The sequence below is a fragment of the Paractinoplanes ferrugineus genome (assembly GCF_016862195.1).
Lineage (GTDB): Bacteria > Actinomycetota > Actinomycetes > Mycobacteriales > Micromonosporaceae > Actinoplanes > Actinoplanes ferrugineus.
In genome coordinates this window covers 80,420-99,959 of the sequence record NZ_BOMM01000039.1, presented here as the reverse complement: position 1 = coordinate 99,959, position 19,540 = coordinate 80,420, and the positions used below count along the sequence as shown (strand labels likewise).

21 protein-coding genes are annotated in these 19,540 nt (G+C 72.7%); 10 read left to right on the top strand and 11 right to left on the bottom strand.

The window, feature by feature from the left end; genetic code table 11:
* The first annotated feature begins 42 nt into the window (after nt 1–42).
* Entirely contained in the window at nt 43–738 is a 696-nt protein-coding gene (locus Afe05nite_RS21800; protein ID WP_203819006.1) for a TioE family transcriptional regulator, read from the top strand.
* Nucleotides 739–762: 24 nt separating this feature from the next.
* Here the strand turns inward: Afe05nite_RS21800 and Afe05nite_RS21795 are convergent, their stop codons facing one another.
* From Afe05nite_RS21795 to Afe05nite_RS21770, 6 genes are all read right to left on the bottom strand, one after another.
* The gene (locus Afe05nite_RS21795) at nt 763–1,305 is read right to left on the bottom strand and encodes a histidine phosphatase family protein (protein WP_203819005.1); all 543 of its coding nucleotides are present in this window, start codon (nt 1,303–1,305) and stop codon (nt 763–765) included.
* Nucleotides 1,295–1,654 (bottom strand): GntR family transcriptional regulator, encoded by a 360-nt coding sequence (locus Afe05nite_RS21790; RefSeq protein ID WP_203819004.1) that lies wholly within the window; start codon nt 1,652–1,654, stop codon nt 1,295–1,297. The genes Afe05nite_RS21795 and Afe05nite_RS21790 overlap by 11 nt, the downstream gene beginning before the upstream one ends.
* Nucleotides 1,654–3,039: an MFS transporter gene (locus Afe05nite_RS21785; protein ID WP_203819003.1), complete on the bottom strand. Its 1,386-nt coding sequence runs from the start codon at nt 3,037–3,039 to the stop codon at nt 1,654–1,656. The genes Afe05nite_RS21790 and Afe05nite_RS21785 overlap by 1 nt, the downstream gene beginning before the upstream one ends.
* Nucleotides 3,040–3,118: 79 nt before the next feature.
* The gene (locus Afe05nite_RS21780; protein WP_203819002.1) at nt 3,119–3,640 is read right to left on the bottom strand and encodes a hypothetical protein; all 522 of its coding nucleotides are present in this window, start codon (nt 3,638–3,640) and stop codon (nt 3,119–3,121) included.
* Nucleotides 3,637–5,436, bottom strand: a complete 1,800-nt coding sequence (locus Afe05nite_RS21775) for a dynamin family protein (protein WP_203819001.1) — start codon at nt 5,434–5,436, stop codon at nt 3,637–3,639. The genes Afe05nite_RS21780 and Afe05nite_RS21775 overlap by 4 nt, the downstream gene beginning before the upstream one ends.
* A complete protein-coding gene (locus Afe05nite_RS21770) occupies nt 5,433–6,929 on the bottom strand; it encodes a dynamin family protein (protein ID WP_203819000.1) in 1,497 nt (498 codons plus the stop codon). The genes Afe05nite_RS21775 and Afe05nite_RS21770 overlap by 4 nt, the downstream gene beginning before the upstream one ends.
* A 185-nt stretch (nt 6,930–7,114) precedes the next feature.
* Here Afe05nite_RS21770 and Afe05nite_RS21765 point away from each other — a divergent pair, with 185 nt between their 5' ends.
* From Afe05nite_RS21765 to Afe05nite_RS21745, 5 genes are all read left to right on the top strand, one after another.
* Nucleotides 7,115–9,700: a LuxR C-terminal-related transcriptional regulator gene (locus Afe05nite_RS21765; RefSeq protein ID WP_275407496.1), complete on the top strand. Its 2,586-nt coding sequence runs from the start codon at nt 7,115–7,117 to the stop codon at nt 9,698–9,700.
* Nucleotides 9,697–10,233, top strand: a complete 537-nt coding sequence (locus tag Afe05nite_RS21760; RefSeq protein WP_203818999.1) for a LuxR family transcriptional regulator — start codon at nt 9,697–9,699, stop codon at nt 10,231–10,233. Before Afe05nite_RS21765 ends, Afe05nite_RS21760 begins: the two co-directional genes overlap by 4 nt.
* 102 nt (nt 10,234–10,335) lie before the next feature.
* Nucleotides 10,336–11,229: a phosphotransferase gene (locus Afe05nite_RS21755; RefSeq protein ID WP_203818998.1), complete on the top strand. Its 894-nt coding sequence runs from the start codon at nt 10,336–10,338 to the stop codon at nt 11,227–11,229.
* Entirely contained in the window at nt 11,226–12,209 is a 984-nt protein-coding gene (locus Afe05nite_RS21750; protein WP_203818997.1) for an NAD(P)/FAD-dependent oxidoreductase, read from the top strand. Before Afe05nite_RS21755 ends, Afe05nite_RS21750 begins: the two co-directional genes overlap by 4 nt.
* Nucleotides 12,210–12,261: 52 nt before the next feature.
* Nucleotides 12,262–13,095 (top strand): lysophospholipid acyltransferase family protein, encoded by an 834-nt coding sequence (locus Afe05nite_RS21745; protein ID WP_203818996.1) that lies wholly within the window; start codon nt 12,262–12,264, stop codon nt 13,093–13,095.
* Here Afe05nite_RS21745 and Afe05nite_RS21740 read toward each other — a convergent pair.
* On the bottom strand, nt 13,075–13,773 hold the full coding sequence (locus Afe05nite_RS21740; protein ID WP_203818995.1) for a hypothetical protein: 699 nt from the start codon (nt 13,771–13,773) through the stop codon (nt 13,075–13,077). The two genes, Afe05nite_RS21745 and Afe05nite_RS21740, sit on opposite strands and share 21 nt — an antisense overlap.
* Nucleotides 13,774–13,923: 150 nt before the next feature.
* Between Afe05nite_RS21740 and Afe05nite_RS21735 the strand changes: the two genes are divergently transcribed.
* Nucleotides 13,924–14,514: a class I SAM-dependent methyltransferase gene (locus tag Afe05nite_RS21735; protein ID WP_203818994.1), complete on the top strand. Its 591-nt coding sequence runs from the start codon at nt 13,924–13,926 to the stop codon at nt 14,512–14,514.
* Here Afe05nite_RS21735 and Afe05nite_RS21730 read toward each other — a convergent pair.
* Nucleotides 14,483–15,211 carry a VOC family protein gene (locus Afe05nite_RS21730; RefSeq protein WP_203818993.1) on the bottom strand — a complete coding sequence of 243 codons (729 nt, stop codon included), beginning with the start codon at nt 15,209–15,211 and terminating at the stop codon, nt 14,483–14,485. The two genes, Afe05nite_RS21735 and Afe05nite_RS21730, sit on opposite strands and share 32 nt — an antisense overlap.
* A 459-nt stretch (nt 15,212–15,670) precedes the next feature.
* Here Afe05nite_RS21730 and Afe05nite_RS21725 point away from each other — a divergent pair, with 459 nt between their 5' ends.
* Complete coding sequence (locus Afe05nite_RS21725) at nt 15,671–16,636, top strand: tyrosine-type recombinase/integrase (RefSeq protein WP_203818992.1); 966 nt, start codon at nt 15,671–15,673, stop codon at nt 16,634–16,636.
* A 34-nt stretch (nt 16,637–16,670) separates the two neighbouring features.
* On the opposite strand, the gene Afe05nite_RS21720 is transcribed toward Afe05nite_RS21725, so the two are convergent.
* Nucleotides 16,671–17,090 (bottom strand): organic hydroperoxide resistance protein, encoded by a 420-nt coding sequence (locus Afe05nite_RS21720; RefSeq protein WP_203818991.1) that lies wholly within the window; start codon nt 17,088–17,090, stop codon nt 16,671–16,673.
* A complete protein-coding gene (locus Afe05nite_RS21715) occupies nt 17,090–17,548 on the bottom strand; it encodes a MarR family winged helix-turn-helix transcriptional regulator (protein ID WP_239118062.1) in 459 nt (152 codons plus the stop codon). The genes Afe05nite_RS21720 and Afe05nite_RS21715 overlap by 1 nt, the downstream gene beginning before the upstream one ends.
* Nucleotides 17,549–17,617: 69 nt before the next feature.
* Here Afe05nite_RS21715 and Afe05nite_RS21710 point away from each other — a divergent pair, with 69 nt between their 5' ends.
* On the top strand, nt 17,618–18,127 hold the full coding sequence (locus Afe05nite_RS21710; RefSeq protein WP_203818990.1) for a GNAT family N-acetyltransferase: 510 nt from the start codon (nt 17,618–17,620) through the stop codon (nt 18,125–18,127).
* Here Afe05nite_RS21710 and Afe05nite_RS21705 read toward each other — a convergent pair.
* A complete protein-coding gene (locus Afe05nite_RS21705) occupies nt 18,105–18,872 on the bottom strand; it encodes an endonuclease/exonuclease/phosphatase family protein (RefSeq protein ID WP_203818989.1) in 768 nt (255 codons plus the stop codon). The two genes, Afe05nite_RS21710 and Afe05nite_RS21705, sit on opposite strands and share 23 nt — an antisense overlap.
* A 129-nt stretch (nt 18,873–19,001) precedes the next feature.
* On the opposite strand from Afe05nite_RS21705, the gene Afe05nite_RS21700 reads away from it, so the two are divergent.
* On the top strand, nt 19,002–19,457 hold the full coding sequence (locus tag Afe05nite_RS21700) for a heme-degrading domain-containing protein (protein ID WP_203818988.1): 456 nt from the start codon (nt 19,002–19,004) through the stop codon (nt 19,455–19,457).
* Nucleotides 19,458–19,540 lie beyond the last annotated feature (83 nt).

The following is a 19,540-nucleotide window of genomic DNA, read 5'->3' as shown; positions in this document are numbered from 1 at the left end:
TTGAACCGACGGTGGAGACTTTGGCGGTGTAAACCCGGAGATATGCGACAGAACCTTCAAAGACCGGTGGACCTGGCCCGAGTCCACGGCCTGTCCACGCAGGCGGTCCGCAACTACGAGGCGGCCGGCATCCTGCCCGAGGCGTCGCGTTCGGGGACCGGCTACCGCGCCTACACACCGGTGCACGCGGCGGCCCTGGCCGCGTTCCTCGCCCTGGTGCCGGCCCACCACCATCAGGGTGCCGCGGCCATCATGCGGGCGGTCAACCGGGGCGCCACCGGCGAGGCGCTGCGCCTGATCGACGAGAGTCACGCCGAGCTGCTGGCCGACCGGCACACCCTGCACGCCGTCGAGGCCGCCCTGACCGACCTGGTCCCGGCGCCGCCCGCACACGGGGAGATGTTCGTCGGGTCGCTGTCCCGCAAACTCGGTGTCCGTGCCGCCACCCTGCGCAAATGGGAGGCGGCCGGTCTGCTCCGGCCGCGCCGTGACGCCCGGACCGGCTACCGCGTGTTCGGCCCGGCCGACATCCGCGACGCCGAGATGGTGCACCAGCTGCGCCGCGGCGGGTACCGGCTCGAGCAGATCGCCCCGCTGATGACCCAGGTCCGCACCGCCGGCGGCGTCGAGCCCCTGCAGGCGATGCTGCACGCCTGGCGGGAACGGCTGACGTCGCGGGGCCGGGCGATGCTGGCGGGAGCGGCCGCCCTGGACACCTACCTCCACTCCCGCCCGTGAGCTGTGCCCCGGCGGGGCCGGCCGTCAGCCGTTCAGGACGAACGACCAGCCGGCCGGCTGCCACTCGAAGTCGTCGGCGACGATGTCGCGCACCGGGCGGCCGGTGCTCGCGTGCACGAGCGCACGGTAGGTCGCCAAGTGCCCGATCAGCATCACCCGGCGGCCGGACCAGCGCGTCGGCAGGTCACCGAGGCAACCCAGCACGCGGGTGATCGCCTGGGTGTGGCTCTCCCCGCCGGGATAGGGCCGGTCGCAGAAGGACAGCCGGTCGGCTTTGACGTCGGCGGCCGCGGTGCCGTTGCGGGAGCCGAAGTCGCATTCGCGCAGCCGCCAGTCGTACAGGATCGGCACATCGGTGTCGCCGAAGGCGATCCTCGTGGTTTCCGCCGACCGGTGCAGGTCCGAGGTGAACACGGCGGCAAGACCGTCGGGGCGCCGCCGGCGGCCCATCGCCGCGGCGTTGGCGCGCCCCTGCGCGCTGAGGCGGCCGGGCAGCCAGCCGGTGGCGATGCCGCGCTCGTTGTCCTCGGTGAGTGCGTGCGTCTCGAAGACGACGTCAACCGGCATCGAGGGCCGCCCGTACCAGGGCCAGGGCCGTCTCCGGGGTGACGCCCAGGGCGCGGATGCGGGCGGCGTAGTCGGCGGCGGCCAGTTGGGCCTGCACCGAGGTGCCGGTGGCCCGGGACGTGACCACGGTGCCGGCCCGGCCGCGGGTCTCGACCAGGCCGGCCGCCTCCAGTTCGCGGTAGGCGCGGGCGACCGTGTTGGCGGCCAGCCCGAGGTCGGTGGCCAGGGTGCGCACCGGGGGCAGTTTCGTGCCGGCGGGCAGGGTGCCGGACGCGGCGAGTTCGGCGATGCGGCGGCGCACCTGGTCGTAGGGCGGGGTGGCCGAGTCGGGGTCGACGGTGATGTCCATCAGAGCAGTCTGGGGGGTGTGTTCCCGGCGGCGACGATGGCGCGGCGGATCGGCACCAGGGCGAGCAGCACCCCACCGACGAGGAAGAACACGACGAGCGAGACGATGCCGAACCGGTAGCTGTCGGTCAGCTGGAAGACCAGGCCGAACAGCAGCGGGCCGAGCCAGCTGGTGCCCTTGTCGCTGATCTCGTAGAAGCCGTAGTACTCGCCTTCCTTGCCGGCCGGGATCAGCTGCGAGTACAGCGAGCGGGACAGGGCCTGCGAGCCGCCGAGGACGAGACCGATCGCGACGCCGAGCAGCATGAACGGCAGGGGTTCGCCGGCCGGCAGCCAGTAGGCGGCGATCACCACGCCGAGCCACAGAGCGAGGCTGAACAGGACGGTTCGGCGGGCACCGACGCGGGCGGCCATGGCGCCGAGCAGCAGGGCACCGCCGAAGGCGAGGAACTGCACCAGCAGGATCGTGATGATCAACGTGGACTGTTCGAGGTCGAGTTCCTCGGTGCCGTACTGGCTGGCCAGCGCGATGACGGTCTGGATGCCGTCGTTGTAGATCAGGTAGGCGAGCAGGAAGAACAGGGTCAGCGGGTAGGCCCGGACGTTGCGGATCGTCGCCCCGAGCTGCCGGAAGCCGTCGACGAGCACGTTGCCGCGGGGCCCGGCGGCGGCGGAGCGGCCCGGATGTTCGCGCAGCCAGGCGAGGGGGATGAGGGTGAACAGCGCCCACCACACGCCGGCCGAGACGATGCACCAGCGGGCGAGGTCGAGGGTGCGCTGGTCGTTGCCGTCGACCGACAGGATGGTGACGGCGACCAGGTTGAACGCGAGCAGCAGCCCGCCGCCCAGGTAGCCGAGCGCCCAGCCGCGGCTGGACACCTTGTCGCGTTCGTCGGGGCCGGCCAGCTGCGGCAGGAACGAGTTGTAGACGACGATCGACGCGCCGCCGAAGATGTTCGCGATCAGGAACAGGATGCCGCCGAGCAGGTAACGGTCGCCGGTGACGAACGCGAAACCCATGGTGGCCGCCGCCGCCGTGAAAGCGGTCACGGCGAGCAGGACCTTCTTGCGCGGGCTCCGGTCGGCCACCGCCCCCATCACCGGCAGGACGAAAACCGTCAGGAAGACCGACAGCGAGACGACGTACGGGTAGAAGGAGCCCGCCGCCACCGAGAGGCCCAGCGGATGCACCCGGCCGGTGCAGTCGTCCGCGCCCAGCTCGCAGCCGGCGGCGATCTTGGTGACGCTGGTCAGGAACGGGCCGAGGAAGACGGTGAGCACCGTGGTGGAGAACGCCGAGTTGGCCCAGTCGTAGAAGTACCAGCCGGTGCGTTCCCGGCGGCCGGCCGCGGGTCGATCGGTGGGGGTGCCGGTGGGTGCGGCCATGGGGCTTGTTCTCCCGGTCGTCGTTCGGTGGCCGGGTCATCCTGCCATCTCGCCACCGGCGGGGGGAGAGGCCGCGCACTCAGTTCTGCTGCGACCACCATTTGGCGAGGGCGGCGGTGGCGGGGTCGTCGGAGTCGGCCAGGGCCTGCCACGGGTCGGCGCCCGCGGGGAGGTCGGTCCGGGCGTACTCGGCCAGTTCCGCCGGCTGCACCGGGTCGGTCTCGTGCAGGGCGTCGCGCAGGTCGGCGAGGCCGAGGCTGCCGGTGTCGATCCAGGGGAACCCGTCGACGGGTTCGGGCAGTTCACCGACGTCGACCGCGGGCGGGAAGACGTTGTCGCTGAGGTCCGGCAGGTCGGGCAGGTCCGTCGCGGGGTGTTCGTCGGCCCGGGGGAGGTGCTCGTCCAGCGTGGCCTGGTCGTGGGCGGGCAGCTCGACGTGGTGGTCCTCGGGGACGGGTGGCTCCCACGCGAGGTGGTCGTCGGGCGGGCCGGGATCGTCGTGGTGCGGCCCGAACTGGTCGTGGTCGAACTGGTCGTGGTCGTCGAACGGCAGGTGGTCGTCGCCGAAGTGGTGGTCGCCGTAGTCGTGGTGATCCGTCACTGGTCCTCCTCGTCAAGCGGGACGGGCGTCAGGGCCCGCGCCCGGATCAGCACGTCGTCGGTGTGGCGCAGCTTCGCGCGTACCCCGTCAAGTTCCTGCTGGGCCGCCAGCCGGCGTTTCTGCCGGCCGGCGGCGTCCTCGGCGGCGGCCGCGTCGATCTCGGCGATGTGCGCGTCCAGGTCGCGCAGCCGCCGTTCCACCGCGTCGTCGAGGGCCACCGACAGCGCGTACTGCAGGTCGGTGAACCGGTTGGCGATCTCGTCGGCGAGCGCCGCGCGGGCCTCCCCGAGCACGTCCCGCAGCCAGATGCGGGCCTGCTGCCGGTCGGTCTGCACGCGGCGCCGCCACAGGACGTAACCGCCGGCGGCGAGGCCCAGACCGATCCCGGCGACCGGCACCAGCACCCCGCCGGCGGCGAGGGCGGTCGCGCCGAGGATGGCGCCGCGGCCGGCCATGAACGCGATCCCACCGGCGGACAGGGCGATGAGCATGTTCTCGCCGGAGCCGTCGCGGATCGGGGCGGCGGCCAGCGCGTGCCGCAGGGTAGCGTTGAGCCGGCCGAGCATCCCGGCGCGTTCGTCGGCGTCGAACACCTCGGCGAGGACCTTCTCGGCGACCGTCCGGAACGTCTCCTCCAGACCCAGCGACAGTTCCGCCGACAGGGCCTGCAGCGACGCGTCGACGGCGTCCGGCAGTTTCGTCAGCACCGCCCCGCGACCGGTGTCGATGCGTGCCGAGAACTCCTGCTGCAGGGTGGCGACGGTGCTGCGCAGCCGGCCGACGGTCTCGACCCGGGCCCGCTGGGTCTCGGTGCTCAGCAGCAGGGTCCACTGCCGCGACTCGGTGCGTTTACGGGCGGCCAGGGCGGCCCGTTCGGCCCGGACCTGCGCGGCGCGGGCCGGGGCGGCCTCGGCGGCCCGCACCTTCGCGGCGGCCGCGTCGGCGAGCCGGGCCAGGTCACCGCGGCCGGCGCGGAGCACGTTGGCCAGTTGCAGCTGGTGGCCGCGGCCGGCCAGGTCGACCAGGGCGTGTTGCAGTTCGGCGATCCTCGACGCGTCGACCAGGGCGGCCTGCTCGCCCGGCGGTGACTGACGGGCCAGTTCGGCGAGGGCGGAGGAAACCGGGAACCAGGGCGCCTCGGCGAAGCGGGGGGCGTGCGCGCGCAGCAGGTTGCGGTTGTCGTCGGCGATGCGGCGCCAGCCCGGGTACGCGTCGATCTTGGTGAGCGCGAAGACCACGGCGTCGACCCGAACGCTGGCGGCGACCAGGAACTTCAGTTCCGGTTCGGACAGCGGGGCGGACGCGTCGGCGACGAACAGCAGCGCGGTGGCCTTGTCGACGGCGGCCAGGGCCACGGTGGCGTGGGCAGGGTCGAGTCCGCCGACGCCGGGTGTGTCGAGCAGGCTGACGTACTGCAGCAGCGGCGCCGGGTGCTGGACCTCGATGCGGCGGGCCTTCTGCGCGCCGGTGGCCCAGGCGGCGAGGTCGTCGACGCCGACCGGTTCGGCCGAGCCGGGCAGCCACGCCCGCGCCTGGTACGGGCCGGGCACGAACTGCAGGTAGGTGGCGGTGGCGACGGCGGCGTCGACGGGGGACAGGCCGGGCACGCCGAGCAACGCGTTGATCAGTGAGCTCTTGCCGCGTTTGGTCTCGCCGACCACCACCAGCGACGGCCGGTTGACCTCGCGGCGATGCAGTTCGGCCAGGTCGGCGCCGGCGTCGGGGTCGCGGCCACGCACGTACGCGAGGGTGTCGCGGACCGCGGTGTCGAGGGTTTTCGTCAGGTCCGGGGTCATCGGACGACCTGCTGGGCGAGCAGGTGGAAGCCGCGGTGGGCGACCTGGGCGACCCGGGACTGGGCCGGTCCGGCGCCGGCGACCGCGTAGACCCGCCACCGGTTCGCGGCCTCGCGGGCGGCGCGGGCGAGTTCGTCGGCGCCGGCGCCGGGCAGCCGCAGGATCCAGCGGGGGTCCTCGGAGGTGGCCAGGCGGGTCAGTTCGGCCTCCCAGTCGGCGGGCAGGTGCACGGAGCCGGTCGCCACCCGCTGGGCCGCGTCGAGCAGCCGCAGCCGGTGGTAGGCGGGATCGCGCAGCAGCCGCTCGACGGCGTCGCGCAGGGTCTCCCGGTCCTTCGGGTCCCGGGTGTGCCCGGCGAGGCGTTCGAGCCGGCCGAGGGCCCAGCCGGCCTTGATCGCGTCGGCGCGCCACCGGAACGCCTCCTCCAGGGTCTGGCGCAGCCGTGGGAACCCGGACGCGGCGACCAGGCGGCGCACCAGTTCACCGGTGCTCAGCCGGGGGTCCGCCGCGTACTGCGCCAGGGCGAAGCCGATGCCGTAGAGGTCGAGCAGGGTCAGCAACCGTTCCCGCTGGGCCGCGTCGAGCGGCGCCGGCCGCGTCCGGAACAGGTCGACCGACGCCAGCAGCACCCGCAACTGCTCCACCGGCAGCTGCGCCAGCTCGCGCAGGGCCGCCGCGTCCGCGGCGTTGAGCCGGCCGGCCTCGGCGGTCTCGGCGAGCAAGGCGACGACCGGGACGACATCGGAGACGGTACGGGCGAGCAGGCCCGCCTGTTGCTCGGCGAGCGGACCGGCGATCGGCCACGGGTCACCCGGCCCACCCGCCAGGGTGTCGACCTTGCCGAAGACGCCGAGTGCGTTTATCGGGCTCGACGACAGCCGTGCCGAGGCGTCCCGGAACGCTTCCAGGGCACGGACGTCGTCGGCCCGCACCGCCTGGGTGAACACGTAGACCACGGCCTCGGCGGCGGCCACCTCGCCGGCCGAGTCGGCGTCGATGTCGGCGTCGAACGGGGCCGTCGACACCCCGACCGCCTCCGCGGCGCGCGCCGAGACCACCGTGTCGGTGGAGGCGAGGCCGGGGGTGTCGACCACGGTCAGGTCACGCAGCTTCTCACTGGTCAGGGTCACGTCGACGTAGGCGACCGACGAGCCCGGCACGCCCAGCCGCTGCGGGATCATGCCGTCGTCGGCCAGCGGGAGGCTGCGCCGGGTGCCGTCGCGCAGCACCACGTCGACCCGGTCGGCCGGGCCGTAGCGGAACCGGGTGACCACCCGGGTGCACTCACCCACCGCCGTGGGTGCCACCCGGCGCCCGATCAGGGCGTTGACGAGTGTCGACTTTCCGGCTTTCAGACGGCCCGCGATCGCAACGCGTAACGGCTCGCCGAGGCGGTCACGGATCTGAATGAGCTGGCCACCGGCCTCCGGACCGATCCGCGTGGCAATTTCGTCACACAGGGTAGCTACGCTTGCACTGAGGGGGCCGCTCATGTCGACTCGTCAGCCGTGCACACTGTCGGCGACAATGGCATGACCACGGCCGTCACCTGAACCCTCCCCGGTTGAATGGGGCGGGTCGGGTGCCCGCCACGGCACAGCCTACGGACCGGCTCGGGACACGGGATCCCGTGTTCGTGCCACAGCCGGCCGACGGCGTCGAGAAGGGGAGGGCCCAGGTGGCGGAAGATCTTGACCCGCTCGCCTGCGCCGCTGCCCTGCTGCACCGCCCCGCCGCCCTGGTCGTGCTGGCCGGCGCGCCCGGCAGCGGCCGCACCACCCTGCTGCGCCGGATCACCGCCGCCGTCCCCGGGCCCGCGCACACCGGCGGCGGCCTCGCCATGCTCAGCACCACTCCCGCCCTGGCCCTGTCCCGGGCGGTCCGGGCCCGGCTGCCGGCCCACGACGTGCACCTGCTCGCCGAAGCCGTCCATTCCCGCGTGCGTGGTGGCCTGCTCGTGCTCGACGACCTCCAGTACGCCGACCCCGCCACCCTGGCCGCCCTGCCGCTGCTGGCCACCCACTGCCGGGTCCTGGTCGCGCTGCGCACCCCGCACCGCCTGCCCGCCGCGGTCACCGACGCCCTGCGCGCCGCCGGCGCCGCCTGGCTCAGCGTGCCGCCCCTGGACCCCGACGCCGCCCTCGACCTGGCCCGGCGCACCGCCACCGGCCTGACCGAGCCGGCCCTGGCCGCGGTGCTGGCCCGAGCCGGCGGAAACCCCCTCGCGATCACCGCACTGGCCCGGCAGGCGGCCGCCGGCCGCGCCGCCGCGGGCGCCGACATCGACCAGGTGGCCTACGCGATCGCGACCGCCCTCGCCGACCTGCCCCGGCCCGCCCGCACCGCCCTGGCCGCCCTCGGCCTGCTCGGCCGGCCCGCCCCCGCCGCCCTGCTCGGCCCCGGCGCCGCCGACCTGCACGCGGCCGGGCTGGTCACCGCCGGTCCCGCGGGCACCCTGCTGCCGGTGTCCACCTATGTCGCCGAGACCGCCGCCGGCCTGCTCGACGCGGCCGGCCGGGTCGAACTGCACACCCGCCTCGCCGAGTTGACCCCGCCCGCCGAAGCCGCCCGGCACCTGGCCGCCGCCGGTGACCTCGCCGGCGCCCACCGGCTCGCGCTGTCCGCCGCCGACCGGGCCACCGGCGGTGACCGGGCGGCGCTGCTGCTGTTCGCCTGCGACCTCGACACCCCGATCGACCCGCGGGTGCGCCTCGCCGCCGCCGACGCCGCCCTGGCCGCCGGCCGGCCCGCCGCCGCCGCGAAGGTGCTGACCACCCCCGGGCCGCTGGGCATCGAGGCCGACGTGCTGCGCGGCGAGGCGCTGCTGCAGGCCGGCGCACCCGCCGCGGCCCGCACCGCGGTCGCCGGCGTCCCCGACGCGTCACCCACCCCGGTGCTGGCCGGCCGCGACCGGGTGCTGCTGCTCGCCGAACTGGCCGCCGACCCCGCCGCCGCGCGGGAACTCGCCGGGAAGATCGCCTACCGCTACCCGCACCCACCACCCGGCGTGGCCGCCGCGCTCGCCGCCGTCCAGGCCGCCAACCACACCCCCGGCTGGGACACGGCACTGGCCGCCGCGGCCACCCCCGGCGGCGACCCGCTGATCACCCGCTGGAGCGCCTGGCTGCTGGTCGAACACCTCGTCGCCGCGGGCCGCCTGGTCGAGGCCGCCACCGCCGCCCGGCGGGCCGCCGAGGACTGCGCCACCGACCTGGCCTACGGCTGGCAGACCCGCTTCGCCGCGGTCGCCGACTGGGCGGCCGCCCTGCACGGCAGTTCCGCCGCCCCGCATGATCCCGCCGCCCGGCATGATCCCGGCGCCCCGCATGATCCCGGCGGCCGCGTGGACAGCTCTGGTCCCGCTCAGCCGGGCGCGGCGGCGGGGGCGGCCCCCGGTGCCGTCGAGCGGCCCGACCGCGTACCGGAAGAGGTCGGGTTTGATCCTGACCTTGTCCTCAAGCGCAGCGGGAACCTCGCCGACCGGGCCGTTCCCGACGAAGCGCGGGGTTACGCGACCGCCGCGACCGCGCTGATCGAGGCGGACACCGGGCTGCTCGGCGCGGCCCGGGCACGCCTCGACGCCGGCCCCGACCACCCGGCCGTCGGCTGGGTGACCCAGGAGACCGCGTGGCTCGACGGGCAACCCGATCGAGCCACCAAGCAAAGCCCGGCCCGGACCCCCGGTCTGCTGGCCGGGTTGCACGCCATCACGGCCCGCTGGGCCGCTCACGACCTCGGCGTCAGGGGTGCTCCACCCATCCCGTCAGGTCTACCGGCACCCGCCCGGCGCACCTTGACCGCGTGGGCGACCGGAACCGGATTCACGGCAGCCGCCGACGGGTGGCGGCCCGTCGCCTTACGGGAGCAGGTGCGGTGCCTGCTCGCGGCCGGTCTGACCGACGCCGACCCGCAGCGCGCCGTTGCCGCGCTGCTCGACGCCGAACGACTCGCCGACAACGCCGGACTGACCGTTCTCGCCGGGCGTGCCCGGCGAGGTCTGCGCCGGCACCACGTCCACCGCGACACCCGCAGCCCCCGCTCGGGGGACCAGCTGACCCGCCGGGAAACCGACGTGTTGCGCCTGGTCGCCGCGGGAGAACCGACCCGGCGCATCGCCGGGCAGCTCGGCATCAGCGCCGAGACTGTCGACACCCACATCCGCGCCGGCATGCGCAAGCTCGGCGCCAGAACCCGAACGGAAGCCGCCGCCCTCGCCTTCGCCACCTTCCCGAACTCCCCAGAGACACCCAAGGATGGCCGGTGACCAGACAGCCCGACGCCCCTCGCCACGTCGTCGCCACCCCGGGCGACGCCGACACCGTGTTGCGCCGCCTGATCCGCGACGGCTGGCTCGCCCGCGAAGGCTTCGCCCTGCCCGACCCGGCCTGGGACGTGACCGGCAACCACCTGGTGCTGCACGGCCGCATCACCGACCCGGAAACCCTGCAGCTCGCCGTGCTCGCCGCGGCCCGCGGCGCCGGCGTGGTCGCGATCTGCGACGCCGAGACGACCCTCGGCCGCGCCCTGGTCGACGACCTGTCCCGGCTCGGACCCCTGCGGCAGGGCGTCACCCCGGAGACCCCCGACAGCGCCGACAACGTCGCCGACCTCGTGCCGGAACAGCGAGCCCTGCTCGACCGGCTCGCCGCCGGCGACACCATCGCGGCCGCCGCCGCCGCCGAGTTCCTGTCCCTGCGCACCGCCAACCGGCGGATCGCCGAGGCACGGGCGATGTTCGGGGTCCGGACCACCCGCGAGGCCGTCCTGGCCTACCTGCGGCAGCGCGGACCCCAATGACCCCGCATCGATCAGAGTCGTTCGGCTGACACCGCGCCGCCCGTCGGCCCACTAGGGTCTTGCCGGAGGGAAACTGTTCGCCGTCACGAGTCGGGGGTCGTCGTGACCACTCAAGCACGGCCGGATACCGCCCAGCCGGTGCCGGCCCAGCCGGATGCGGCATGGCCGCGGTCGGCGCGGCTAGACGCGCCCCGGATCCTCGAACGGATCCACGACATCACCGGAGTCCGGCTCGTCCTCGAAGGACCCTGCCCCGGCGGCGAGATCGGCGCCGCCTACGTGCGCTGGCCCGACGGCCGGCAATCGGTGCTCACCGCCGCCCGCACCCGCAGCGCGGCCCTCGTCGACCGGGCCCGCGCCGCCGGCGTACCCACCGCCCGGCACGAACTGACCGCCCGCGTCGACGGCATCCGCGTCGTCGTCCAGCAGCGGCTGCCCGGCGCGCCACCCACCCGACCGGACGCCACCCTCGTGCGGCAGATGCTGCACGTCAACGACCAGCTCGCCGACCTGCTCACCGGAACCGCCGCACCGCAACCGGCCGAGCTCCACCTGACCTCCGACGGACCCGGGTTCTGCCTGCACGAACCCCTGCGAACACACAGCCCCCGCACCGCGCGGCTGCTCGACTGGGTGCGCTCGGTCGGCGAATCCTGCGGCCCGCACATGCCCGGTGACGACCTGGTGCACATGGACTTCCACCCCGGCAACGTCCTGATCGCCGACGGACGGCTGTCCGGCGTCATCGACTGGGACGGCGCGGTCCGCGGCGACCGCCACCTCGACCTCGTCACCCTGCGATTCCACCTCACCGGCACGGCACCCGCACTCACCGCACCGATCGACCGACGGCTCGCCCAACTCGCACCCCGGCGGCACCGCGCCTACTGGGCACACATGAGCCTGCGCCAGGTCGACTGGTCCATCCGGCACCACGACACCACCACCGTCGAACGATGGCTGACCGTCGCCGAACAAGGCATGGCCACCCTGTGAAACCGGTAGTCGTCGTCGGCACCGGGATCGTCGGCGCGTCCATCGCCCACCACCTGACGCGCACCGGGGTGCCGGTCACCGTGGTCGGCCGCGACGGGGGAGCGACCGCGTCGTCGTTCGGCTGGATCGGCGGCGGCGACCGCGGCCACTGGCCCGGCGGGGCCGCCGACCTCAGCGGGCTCGTCGTCGACGACTGGCGCCGGCTCGAACAGGAAGTCCCCGGCCTCGGCCTGCGCCGGACCGGCTCACTGCGATGGCCCGTCACCGACGACACCGGAACGGACCTGGTCGACAGCAACACGATCGCCCACCTCGAACCCGCACTGCGCGCCGTCCCCGACCGAGCGAGCCACGACCCCCGCGACGCCGGAGTCGACGCCCCCCGCGCCGCCCGCACACTGCTCCTCGCCGCCCGCGACGCCGGCGCCCACGTGTACTACGGGACCACCGTCACCCACATCCACACCGACGGCGTCTCCACGTCAGCCGGACTCCTCCCCGCGTCCACCGTCGTCCTCGCCGCCGGCGCCGGAACCGCCGCCCTCACCCGCCACCTGACCGACCCCGCCCGCATCGCGGACACCTCATCCGCACTCCTGATCCGCGTCCGAGCCGAAACCGGCCTCGTCCGCGGCATCATCGCCACCCCACAACTCGAAGTCCGCGAAGTCCGCGACCGCGAACTGCTCATCACCGCCCCCCTCGGCGACACCTGGACCTGGACCGACCTGCGAACCGCCGCCCGGCACGCCCGGCACGAACTCGCCACCACCTTCGGCGACGGCCGGCGGATGCTACGCGGATGGCGAGTCGGCACCCGACCCATGCCGGCCCGCGGCCCCCTGATCGGCCGGCTCACCCCACACGTCTACGCCGCCGTCATGCACTCCGGTGTCTGCCTCGCCCCCAGCGTCGGCCGCCTCGCCGCCGCGGAGATCACCTCCGGCACCGCCGCACCCGAACTCAGCGGCTGCCGCTGACCGCGTTTACCACTGGAACACCCACTCCACCCGGGCGTACATTGTCCGCTCTATGAACAGAACCACCTGGCGGGTGCCCCTGACCTGGCGACTGATGATGCTCATCGGCCGCCTCCTGGTCCTCCCGCTGTGCCGCCTGCGAGTCACCGGCAACATCCCCGAACCGCTCCAGGGCCGAGCCCTCATCCTCGCCGCCAACCACATCAGCCCGTTCGACCCCATCGTCATGACCGCCGCCTGCCACATCGCCGGCATCGGACCACGGATCATGGCCACCGGCGGACTCTTCGACGCCCCCATCGCCGGCCCCGCCATGCGCGCCGCCGGACACATCCGCGTCGACCGTGGCAAGGACACCGCCGCCGACGCCCTCCCCGCCGCCGTCCAAGCCCTCACCGACGGCGCCATGGTCCTCGTCTACCCCGAAGGCCGCATCGGCCTCGACCCGTGGATGTGGCCCGAACGCGGCAAAACCGGCGTCGCCCGCATGGCCGCCATGTCCGGCGCCCCCGTCCTGCCCGTCGCCCAATGGGGCGCCCACGCCGTGCTGCCCTACGAAGCCCCCACCCACATGCTCCGCTGGATCCTGCGCGCCCTGCGCCACCGCCCCGTCGTGCACGTCCGATTCGGCGACACCCCGATCGACCTGACCACGGTGACCGGCACCCCCGGCGCCCAAGCCATGAAAGCCACCCGCCTCATCATGGAAGGCATCGACGCCACCCTCGCCCAACTCCGCGACGGCGAAATGGAACAGCCCCGCATCGCCGACCCCACCCGACCCGCCGACTACACCCGGGTGCGCCCCCGGCCCGGCCGTGAACTGCCGGCCCGGCCCACCGTCAAGCCGGGGGAGAGCACCACCTCACCGACCCGCCTCACCTAACTCCGCCAGCCGCGCCTCCACCTCGGCCAACTCCGCCCGCAACCGCTGCGCCTCCTTCTCCGCCTCAGCTCGCTCCGCGGCCAGGATCTGCTCGACGGCCTCCTGCACCCCCTGCACATCCACCAACGACACCATCCGCATCGCCTCCGCCGGCCGAACCACGTAAGGCTTCGCCAACACCTTGCTGCCCTGCGCCGCGGCGACGGTCCACTCACCCTCCCCGTACGCCAAGGTGATCGTCAGAGCCGGCGCCGGTTTCGCCTTGGCCGCCTTCGCCGGGGTCGCCTTGCGCGGCGCCGGAGCCGAGGAAGCCGCCGCGGTCACCGCAGCGGGCTCGGCCGGCACAACCGCCGGCACCGGCACCACCGGCTTGTCCAGCACGAACTCCGGCTCCACCGGAGCAGCCTGCTGCGGCGCCGGCGGGGGAGCCTTCTTCGCCACCGCACCCCGCGGCGCCACCTGCAGATCATTGGGGGAGAAGGGCAACTCGTCGCGCCCGAACTTCACCACCACGAACTCGTCGGACTCCGCCGGATCACCAAGCGACACCACCTGACCGATCTGCCCGGCGATCTGCCCCGCCGACTCGGTGAACTGCACCCGCGGCTTACGCCCGGCGTCCACCCCAGCCCGGATCGTCGCCAGCTCTTCGATGCTCAAACCCCGGGCCACGCCCATCTCCGATCATTCGAACGCATGTGCCAACAGTTCTAGCAGCAGCCTCCGACAGTTTCGCGCACACCACGCCGCCGCTAGCGTCACGGTCATGGATCAACTCGACGAACAACGCGAGTACTACCGCCACCGCGCCCCCGAGTACGACCAGTGGTGGCAGCGCCGCGGACGCTACGCCGTCGACACCGAGACCCACGACCGCTGGTTCGCCGACATCCACCAGCCCAGCAGGCCCTCGACGACTTCGCACCCACCGGCGACGTCCTCGAACTGGCCGCCGGCACCGGCTGGTGGACCGAGCGACTGACAAACCGCGCCCGCCACGTCACCGCCGTCGACGCCAACACCGAAACCCTCGACCTCAACCGCGCCCGCGACCACCACGGCGACATCACCTTCGTCCAGGCCGACATCTTCACCTGGACCCCACCACCGGCCGCCTACGACGTCGTCTTCTTCAGCTACTGGCTCTCCCACGTGCCGGCCGAACACCTCGACGCCTTCTGGCACCACGTCGCCACCGCCCTACGCCCCACCGGCCGGGTCTTCCTCCTCGACTCCTACCGCGAGGCCCGCCTCGACCAGGACCGGCAACAACGCATCCTCAGCGACGGCCGCGCCTTCCACATCGTCAAACGCTACTGGCAACCCGACGAACTCAGCGCCCTGCCCGGCTGGCACCTCACCCCGACGATCACCACCCACCGCCAGGTCATCTACGCCCACGGGGCGCCCGCGCGGTGACGCAATACTCCCGCCCCACCGGATCCCGCAACGTCGTCCAGTCACCCGCCACCCGCCGCACCACCGACGCCCCCAACCCCTGATGCCGCACCACCTCGGCATCCACCCCGTCACAAGCCAGATCCAGATGTACGCCCGCCGCGTCCCCGCCGATCCGCTGCAACAGAAACCGCAACGGCAACGCGTCACCACCGTCGAGAAACGCGAACCCCGGCAGATCCGACGCCACCCGCGCCCACCCGGTCAACGCCGCCCAGAACTCCATCTCCGCGTCATAGCCCGCCGCCGGAACGTCCAAGCTCAACTGATCCACCACACTGCGCTGCCCGCCCGGCCACCGCACCGCCGCCGGCACCACCGCCTCACCGGACCACTCCACCAGGCAGAACAGAATCCCGGCGGGGGAGCGCAACACCACCAGACCCGGCTCCGCCGACACCCGCACCGCCCCCAGCGCCTCAGCCTGCGCGGCGGCCGCCGGCACCTCATCCACATGAAGATCCACATGCGCCTTCGGCGATTCCCGGGCCCCGATCAGCTGTACGCGCAGGAAAGCGTCCCCACCGTCCGGCACCAACGTCGCGAACACCCCGCCACCGCGCCGGGACGACAACGTCGATCCCGTCACCGCAAGCCAGAACGACTCCGCCGTCGGCGAGGGGGAGTCGAGAAACCCGGTAACCCAGCGAACCAGCATCCGACGACCGTATCGTTCCGCCCACAGCCATCGACGACATCCCAGGTCGATAATTTACATTATGTAAAGTAGAAGCGAATCGGGGCCGCGTCGGAAGGGGCACGCGAGCGCGAATTCATGTGTGCGCTGTTCTCCCACGGTTTCGCCCCCGGGCCGCCGCCGGGACCGAACTCGAGCCGGTGGGTGCGGTCCGGAAGCGCCGGCTTCGGTCACCCCCGCACCACGGCCGGTGCAGTGCCCGAACCAGGCGGTTTGCCGCCAAGTTGACCGATCCGGGCGCGCAAGATCCACGCGGTCGGGACGTCGCGGTGAGGCCACCTCTCCCCGGCAACCACAGAGGCGACTCCGCCGAGGCGGCGGGTGCGCGAGGCCCGGACCGAGGCGGCGGCGCGATAAGCGGGCAAATCCGGCTGGACGCCGAACAAGACAGATACCGCAAAGTGCTGCATAATATGACTTATGCAGTTTGGGGCAGGCGTGGCGGGCGGGGAATCAGTTGCGGAACTCGTGGAGGATTTTCTGGCGGCCAGGGCTACCCGGAAGCCGTCGGAGCACACGCTGCAGGCGTACCGGAGGGATCTCGGGTCGGTTCTGGGGTTGATGGACAGAGAGAATGTCACTCTGGGTGACCTCTCCCCCCGCCTGTTGCGGCAGGCCTTTGCCCGTTTTGCCGCGAACCGCGCTCCCGCCTCGGTGGCTCGCGCCTGGTCGTCGTGGAATGCGTTCTTCACGTTCCTGGTGACGGAGCAGGTGGTGCCCGGCAATCCGATGTCGGCGGTGGACAAGCCGAAACTGCCGCCCCACTCCCCTAAGCCGTTGCGCGGCGAGGACACGCCGGAGCAGTTACTCTCCGCGGTCAGCCAGAGTGACGAGCGGCAGCGGGATCCGTGGCCGGAGCGGGATCTGGCGGTGCTGGCGCTGGCGCTGTGTGCGGGGTTGCGGCTGTCGGAGTTGCTGGCGTTGCGGATCGGGGATGTGCTCGGGCGGGACGGGGAGCGTCGGGTCGAGGTGGCTGGTAAGGGTGGGCGGCCGCGTACGGTGCCGATCGAGCCGGAGCTCGATGGTCTGGTGGAGCGTTATCTGGACAGCCGGCGGGTGCGGTTCGGGCGGGCCGACGTGCGGGCTCCCCTGCTGGTGGATCGGCGGGGGGCGGCGCTGAAGCGGGGTGGTCTGCAATATCTGGTGGAGTCGTGTTATCGGCGGGCGGGGCTCGCTGATCGGGTTCCGCGGGGGGCGCAGTTGCATGCTTTGCGGCATACGTTCGCGACGCGGCTGGCGGAGGACGGGGCGAACGCGTCGGAGATCATGCGGTTGCTGGGGCATGCCTCGCTGACGACGTCGCAGGGCTACATCGAGGTGACGGCGGAACAGCAGCGCGCGGCGGTGCGGGCGAACCGCACCAACCGCGCGCTGCGTGGCTTGTAAACCTGGGTGGCTTGCAAAGGCCGGCAGAGGGGGCTCAGGCGACGCTGAGGGCGACGTCGACGTTGCCGCGGGTGGCGTTGCTGTAGGGGCAGACCTGGTGGGCGGCTTCGATGAGCTGCTGGGCGGTGGCTTCGTCGACGCCGGGGATCTCGACCTCGATGGCGACGTCGAGCTGGAAGCCGCCGCCGTCCTTGGGGCCGATGCCGACGTCGACGGTGACGGCGGTGTCTTCGAGGGTGATCTTCTGGGCGCGGGCGACGGCTTTGAGGGCGCTGTGGAAGCAGGCGGCGTAGCCGGCGGAGAAGAGCTGCTCGGGGTTGGTGAGGGCGCCGCCGGGGCCGCCCATCTCCTTGGGGACCGCGAGGTCGAGGTCGAGGACGCCGTCGCTGGAGCGGACGTGGCCGTTGCGGGCGTCGCCGGTGGCGGTGGAGCTGGCGGTGTAGACGGAGGCCATCAGTGTTCCTTTCCGGAACTGTGCGGGGTGGCGGCGCTGATGCGCCCGAGGAGGTGGTGCAGTTGCCGGTATTCGTCGAGGTTGAGGTCGAGGGCGCAGACGATCTGCTGGGGGACGTCGGCGACTCGGTGTTCGAGTTGGGCGCCGGTGTCGGTGAGGTGGATGACGACGGTGCGTTCGTCGGGGGTGCCTCGTTCGCGGCGGATGTGGTGTTGCGTTTCGAGGCGTTTGAGCAGTGGGGAGAGGGTGCCGCTGTCGAGGTGGAGGATTTGGCTGAGGTCACGAACGGTGACGGGGCCGCGGTGCCAGAGGACGCGCATGACGAGGTATTGGGGGTAGGTCAGGCCGGCGTCGTCGAGGACGGGGCGGTAGAGGGCGGTCATGGCGCGGCTTGCGGCGTAGAGCTCGAAGCAGATCATCTGCTCGAGGCCGGTGGTCTGGGCTCGTTCCTCCGCCATGCGATGAACGGTAGTGCGCAATTCAGTTGTGCACAACCGATGTGGCTTTGATCACCACTGTGTGTGATCATGCGTGCCGTGCCGGACATCACGTGGGTCAAGCTCTCCCCCAACACGCTGCAGTCGCTCATCGACGGCGACCTGGACGCCGCGAGTGCGAGCGCCGGGGTGCCCCTGACGCAGTACCTGGTGGATGAGCACTGGTTGTGGCGGATCCGGCTGGAGCAGATCGGGCGGGATCCGGTCAGTGCCGACTGGATCGCCCGGGCGGCGCTGGCCGACGGGGTGGTGGTGGGGCACGGCGGGTTCCACGGGCCGCCCGACTCCGAAGGTGTGGTCGAGGTCGCCTATTCGGTGGATCCGGCGCACCGGCGCCGGGGTTACGCGAAGGCGATGCTGCGCTCGCTGCTGGCGCGGGCCGACGCGGACGCGGACGTGACCGCGGTGCGGGCGAGCATCCGGCCGGACAACATCGGATCGCGGGCGACCATCGCCGGGCTGGGTTTCCGGAAGATCGGTGAGCAGTGGGATCCGGAGGACGGCCTGGAGGACGTGTTCATGCGTCCAGCTGCACGATGAGCGGCAGGTGGTCGGAGACGGTGGGGCGTGGGGTGGACACCTGCACGACGCGGCCGAGGTCGTAGCCGCGCGGATCGGCGAGGATGTGGTCGAGCTGGGCGCGGGGGCCGAAGCTCGGGTAGGTGGGGGCTTTGCCGAGGGGGCGCCAGCCGGTGGCGGCGCGGACCGGGCCGGTCGGCATGTTGAGGTCGCCGAGGAGCAGTCGCGGTCCGGGCAGGTTCCGCAGGGCGCGTACGGCGTGCCGTAGTTGTCGCAGGTTCCAGCCGGGTACGAAGCTCAGGTGGGTGGTCGCGACCGTGACGGGGCCGGCGGGGGTGTCGAGGACGGCGGCGAGCAGGACCCGGGGTTCGTCCTTGAGTAGGCGGATGCCGTCGCCGGTGTAGACGGGTGAGCGGATCGGTGCCGCGGGCAGGGTGGTGATCTGCCACTGGCGTACGGGGTAGCGGCTGACCAGGGCGATGCCGTAGAGCGGGTGCTGGTTGTCGTCGTCGTTGCGCCAGGGTTGCCAGGTCTCCCCGGGGGTGCCGACGATGGCGGCGGCGAAGCGGTGGGTGGGGGCGCCGAGGGCGTCGGCGGCTATCGCGGTGAGGTCGAGCAGCCCGCTGCGGGGCTGGGCGCGGTCGACCTCCTGGAGGCCGAGAATGTCGGCGTCGAGTTCCGCGATGGCGGCGTGGACGCGGTCGGCGTGTACCGTGCCGTCGGAGAGTGACCGTCCGTGCAGCAGGTTGAAGGTGGCCAGTCGCACGAGTCCGACCCTAACGAACTGGGAGGCGGAGTTGTTCATCAAGTTGCTCTGCTGTTCGATGCTGGTTTTTGTGGCGCTCGCTTCGCTGGGGATCTGGTTGCAGCGGGCGCGCCGCCGATAATGTTCGCCATGAGTGATGATCTGATCTCTGAGCTGGAGCGTCAGGAACGCGATCTGGTGTTCGACCGGTTCACCAACGCGGATGCGTGGCGGCTGGGTTGTCTGCTGGTGGAGCTGGCCGGTGACAAGCCGGTGGCGATCGACATCCGGCGGGGTACGCAGCAGTTGTTCCATGCGGGTCTGGCGGGTTCCACGGCGGACAACGACGCGTGGATCGTCCGCAAGGTCCGGGTCGTCGAGCGTTACGGTGCGTCGTCGTTCCTGGTCGGCCGGCGGTTGGCGGCCCGCGACCAGGTTCTGGACGCGGACCTGGGTGTGGATCCGGCGCGGTACGCCGCGCATGGCGGGGCTTTCCCGGTGCGGGTCCGTGAGGTCGGGGTGGTGGGCGTCGTGACGGTGTCGGGTCTGCCGCAGGCCGAGGATCACGCCCTGGTGGTGGCCGCGATCGAGCGGTTCCTCCGTTAAAGCCGGGCGCGATCAGCTGGTCCCGATCTGCTCTGAGCAGAGAACGCTTCCGCGGTGGGCCGGCCTCGGGCAGGGTCGATGAC